3 protein-coding genes and 2 pseudogenes are annotated in these 4,167 nt (G+C 71.1%); 4 read left to right on the top strand and 1 reads right to left on the bottom strand.

The window, feature by feature from the left end; genetic code table 11:
- The 3 genes and pseudogenes from VK501_RS09310 to VK501_RS09300 all read left to right on the top strand — a co-directional run.
- Nucleotides 1-271: pseudogene (locus VK501_RS09310) on the top strand (acetyl-CoA C-acyltransferase); the annotation flags it as partial.
- Between the two features lie 45 nt (nucleotides 272-316).
- Nucleotides 317-586, top strand: a complete 270-nt coding sequence (locus tag VK501_RS09305) for a hypothetical protein (RefSeq protein WP_324336908.1) — start codon at nucleotides 317-319, stop codon at nucleotides 584-586.
- A 114-nt stretch (nucleotides 587-700) separates the two neighbouring features.
- Nucleotides 701-1,501, top strand: a complete 801-nt coding sequence (locus VK501_RS09300) for an alpha/beta fold hydrolase (RefSeq protein ID WP_324336906.1) — start codon at nucleotides 701-703, stop codon at nucleotides 1,499-1,501.
- Here VK501_RS09300 and VK501_RS09295 read toward each other — a convergent pair.
- A complete protein-coding gene (locus tag VK501_RS09295) occupies nucleotides 1,493-3,013 on the bottom strand; it encodes a hypothetical protein (RefSeq protein WP_324336904.1) in 1,521 nt (506 codons plus the stop codon). The two genes, VK501_RS09300 and VK501_RS09295, sit on opposite strands and share 9 nt — an antisense overlap.
- Nucleotides 3,014-3,261: 248 nt before the next feature.
- Here VK501_RS09295 and VK501_RS09290 point away from each other — a divergent pair.
- A pseudogene (locus tag VK501_RS09290) lies at nucleotides 3,262-4,167 on the top strand (methane monooxygenase); the annotation flags it as partial.

Raw genomic sequence — 4,167 nt, 5'->3', positions numbered from 1 at the left:
GGCAGACATCGACCTGTGGGAGATCAACGAGGCCTTCGCCTCGGTCACCCTGCAGTCGATCCGCGAGCTGGCCATCGACGAGGAGCGCGTCAACGTCAACGGCGGCGCCGTCGCCCTCGGCCACCCGATCGGCGCCTCCGGCGCCCGCATCCTCGGCGCGCTGGTCCACGAGCTACGCCGCCGCGGCGGCGGCCTCGGCGTCGCCGCCATCTGCTCCGGCGGCGGCCAAGGCGACGCCATCATCCTGCGCGTCCCCGGCAACGGAGCATGACGCAGGCGTTCTCCGTCACAGGAACCACCAGGGAGTCACATCACCATGACCACGAGTAGCGCTTTCCCGTTCGCGACGCCGGCGCCCGAGCCGTTCGGCAAGATCAGCGAGCAGATGCTCGCGGCACATCGCGAGGCTGCCAGGCTCTGCCTCGACATGTATGAGAAGACCCTCGAGTCGATCGCCGACTATCAGGAGCAGGCGGCCAACCAGACCGACGTCGAGTGGATCGCGACGGTCGCCAGCGCCCAGGCGACGTTCGTGCGCGAGCTGGCCAAGCACTCGATCCCGCTGGGACGCGAGCTCCTCGGCTAGCGCACGCACCACGCTCGCCGCGTGACCGCCGCGCCGCCGTTCCGGCGGTCGGTGTGGCCTGTCACGACGGCCAGCGGCCGCGGCCCGCGGGCATCGGCATCCTGAGTCGCACAGATGCCCTTCGCCAACAGCGGTCCCCTGCGTGTCCACTACGAGAGCGCCGGCCGCGGGCCCGCGGTGCTGCTCATCCTCGGCCAGGGGATGTCGGTGGAGGCAGGCTGGCGGACGATCGAGCGACTCGCGCCGCAGTTCCGCGTGCTCGCCTTCGATCACCGCGACATGGGCCTGAGCGACCGCTCGCCGTGGCCGTACCTCGTTCCGCAGATGGCCAGGGACGCCGTCGCGGTGCTCGATGCCGCGGGCGAGGAGCGCGCGCACGTGTACGGGATCTCGCTCGGTGGGATGGTCGCGCAGGAGATGGCGCTCCGCTACCGCGACCGCGTCCAGGGGCTCGTGCTGGGAGCCACCACGCCGGGCGGGCCGCGCGCGATCCCGCAGGACCCGCAGGTGCTGACCTTCTTCGCGCGCGCGGGCGCGATGGGTGCGGAGGAGGCCGCGTGGGCGGCGGTGCCCTACAGCTACGGTCAGCAGACGCGCCGATCGCACGGCGACCGCATCGCGCAGGACATCGCGCGCCGCCTGCAGCATCCACCGGACGCCCTCGCGTACCTGCATCAGGTCGCGGCCGCCGCGGCCCACAGCACGCACGGCCGGCTCGGCGCCATCGTCGCTCCGACGCTCGTCGTCCACGGTGGGCAGGACATGCTCCAGTCGCCGAAGAACGCGTACGTGCTGACCGAGGCGATCCCCGGCGCGGAGCTGCAGCTGTGGCCCGAGGCCGGCCATCTGTACGTCACCGACGAGCCGGAGGCAGACGGCGACGTCGCCCGCTTCCTCGAGCGCCACTCAGGCTGACCCCCAGGAGGCCTCGAGGAAGGCCCGCAGCGAGCCGACGCGCGACGCCGCCAGGCTCCGCCGCGGATCGCTGTAGTCGAGGTTGGCGAGCAGGCGCTTCCACGCGGCGAGGTCGTCGTGCCCCGACGCTGATCGGACCCAGGCCCAGAGCGCCTCGGCATCGTCGGCGGTCATCACGGCCTGGCGGAGCCAGGCTTCGAGCGCGTCGCGCTCGCGCACGACGCCCGGCGCCTCCGAGAGGGGCAGCAGCCGATCCTCGTACTGCTCGGCGGCCTCGCGAACGGCGCCGCGCTCCAGCAGCCCCCGGACGCGCGCGACGTCGGACTCGACGTCCAGCGAGAGCCGGTACGGCGCCGCGTCGATCCACGGCCCGAGGAGCTTGCGCATCCGGAAGATGTGCGCCCACACGGCGCTCGGCCGCCCGTCGTCGCCGTACAGCTCGGCGGCCAGATGCTCGGTGGTCATGCCGGCTGGGCGGTCGGAGAGCAGGGCGAGGATCTCCGTGTGGCAGCGGCTGAGCTGCAGCGGCCGTCCGTCGAGCTCGACGTGCGGCTGGTCGCGCCGCAGGAGCGTGAGCTTCAGCAGCGGCCGGGACCGGGCCGCGGTGCGCTGGTCGGCCGGGCGCACGACCAACGCGTCCCCGCGGCCCATGGGCTCGGCGAACGCGCGCACCCCGGACGGGAGCGTGAGCTCTCCGCCGCCGGGTGGCACCGCCAGCCGCTGCCCGCCGATCGCGCTCACCGCGTCGCCGGCGGAGAGGATCCGTCCGCTGGGCGTCACGAGCAACGCTCGCCCGCTGCCGGCGCGGTCCTCGTAGCGCGCCCGCAGCCGCGCGTCGCGCTCGTGCATGAGGCACCGCAGGTGCGACTCGACGGCCTGGACCGTGGCCACCGCACAGCCGAAGCTGTGCGGATGGACCGTGCCGAGCTCGCCGGTCACGTCGATGACGCCCAGCAGCCGCCCGGTGTCGGGATCGCGGACCGGCGCGGCCGCGCACGTCCATTCCTGGACGACCTCGCTGAAGTGCTCGGCGGCGAAGACCTGGACGGCGTGGCCCGCTCCGAGCGCGGTGCCGATGGCGTTCGTGCCGGGGCCGCTCTCGCTCCATCCGGCGCCCTCGGTGAAGTTCATCGAGTCGGCGGCAGCGCGCCGGACGCCCGCCGGACCGTCGATCCACAGCAGCATCCCGTCCGCGTCGCTGACGACCACGAGGTGGCCTGCCGCGACGGCGATGGGCGCCAGGCAGTCGCGGATGACCGCGGCCGCGGCCGCGAGCGGATGCTCGTGCCAGCGGGCCGCGGCCTCGTCAGCGTCGGCGAGCGCCGGCGCGGCGTGGTCGCCCGACGGGTCGACGCCGGCGGCGTACGACCGTTGCCACGACTCGGCGATCGGCGTCCTGATGCCCTCCAGCCGCCCTTCGCAGAGGAAGTCCTCCCAGGCCTGGCGCAACTGCTTGGCGCGCACCATCGGCGACGTGGCGGCGTCGATGGCCAGCCATGGGTTCTGCGGCATCAGTCAGTCCGGGTCATCCCCATTGGTACATGCAAGGCAAGGAGATGGTCGTACCCGCACCGCCTCCGCTGACCTGTCCCGCGGAACCGTTGCCTCTGGCCGAGGGTGTTGACCGTTCTGGCGGTCCCCGGCGTTTGAAAGGCCGATGAAAGGCGCTCGGACTATAAGAAGCAGCAAGCCGGACCTGAGGCCCGCAGAGGGCGCGCACCGGTCCCGCAGTCCACCCCGTTGAACAGGAGGCGGAAGCCGTGAGTCGCCCGAGCATCACCAAGTCGCATCAGAAGATCCAGGAGCTGTCCTGGGAGCCGACGTTCGTGTCGCCGGTCGAGAAGTACGCCACCGACTACACCTTCGAGAAGGCTCCCAAGAAGGATCCGCTCAAGCAGGTCCTGCGTTCCTACTTCCCGATGGAGGAGGAGAAGGACAACCGGGTGTTCGGCGCGATGGACGGCGCGATCCGGGGCAACATGTTCCGGCAGGTCCAGGAGCGCTGGATGGAGTGGCAGAAGCTGTTCTTGAGCATCATCCCGTTCCCGGAGATCTCGGCCGCGCGGGCGATGCCGCTGGCCATCAACGCGGTGCCCAATCCCGAGGTTCACAACGGGTTGGCGATCCAGATGATCGACGAGGTGCGCCACTCGACGATCCAGATGAACCTCAAGCGCCTGTACATGAACCACTACATCGACCCGGCCGGGTTCGACATCTCCGAGAAGGGCTTCTCGAACTGCTACGCGGGGACGATCGGGCGGCAGTTCGGTGAGGGGTTCATCACCGGTGACGCGATCACCGCGGCCAACGTGTACCTGACGATCGTCGCCGAGACGGCGTTCACCAACGTGTTGTTCGTGGCGATGCCCTCCGAGGCGGCGGCCAACGGCGACTACCTGCTGCCGACCGTGTTCCACTCGGTCCAGTCGGACGAGTCGCGCCACATCTCCAACGGCTACTCGATCATCCTGATGGCGCTGGCCGACGAGCGCAACCGCGAGCTGCTGGAGCGCGACCTGCGCTACGCCTGGTGGAACAACCACTGCGTCGTGGACGCGGCGATCGGGACGTTCATCGAGTACGGCACCAAGGACCGCCGCAAGGACCGCGACAGCTACGCCGAGATGTGGCGCCGCTGGATCTACGACGACTACTACCGCAGC

This window comes from Baekduia sp. (assembly GCF_035318805.1).
Taxonomy (GTDB): Bacteria; Actinomycetota; Thermoleophilia; order Solirubrobacterales; family Solirubrobacteraceae; genus Baekduia.
Note: the sequence above shows the minus strand (reverse complement) of the source record. Positions and strands in the feature narration are given on the sequence as shown.

Excerpts from the sequence above, each read along its gene's own strand:
- VK501_RS09305 (WP_324336908.1), top strand. The coding sequence starts at position 317 with ATGACCACGAGTAGCGCTTTCCCGTTCGCGACGCCGGCGCCCGAGCCG.
- VK501_RS09295 (WP_324336904.1), bottom strand. The coding sequence starts at position 3,013 with ATGCCGCAGAACCCATGGCTGGCCATCGACGCCGCCACGTCGCCGATG.
- VK501_RS09300 (WP_324336906.1), top strand. The coding sequence starts at position 701 with ATGCCCTTCGCCAACAGCGGTCCCCTGCGTGTCCACTACGAGAGCGCC.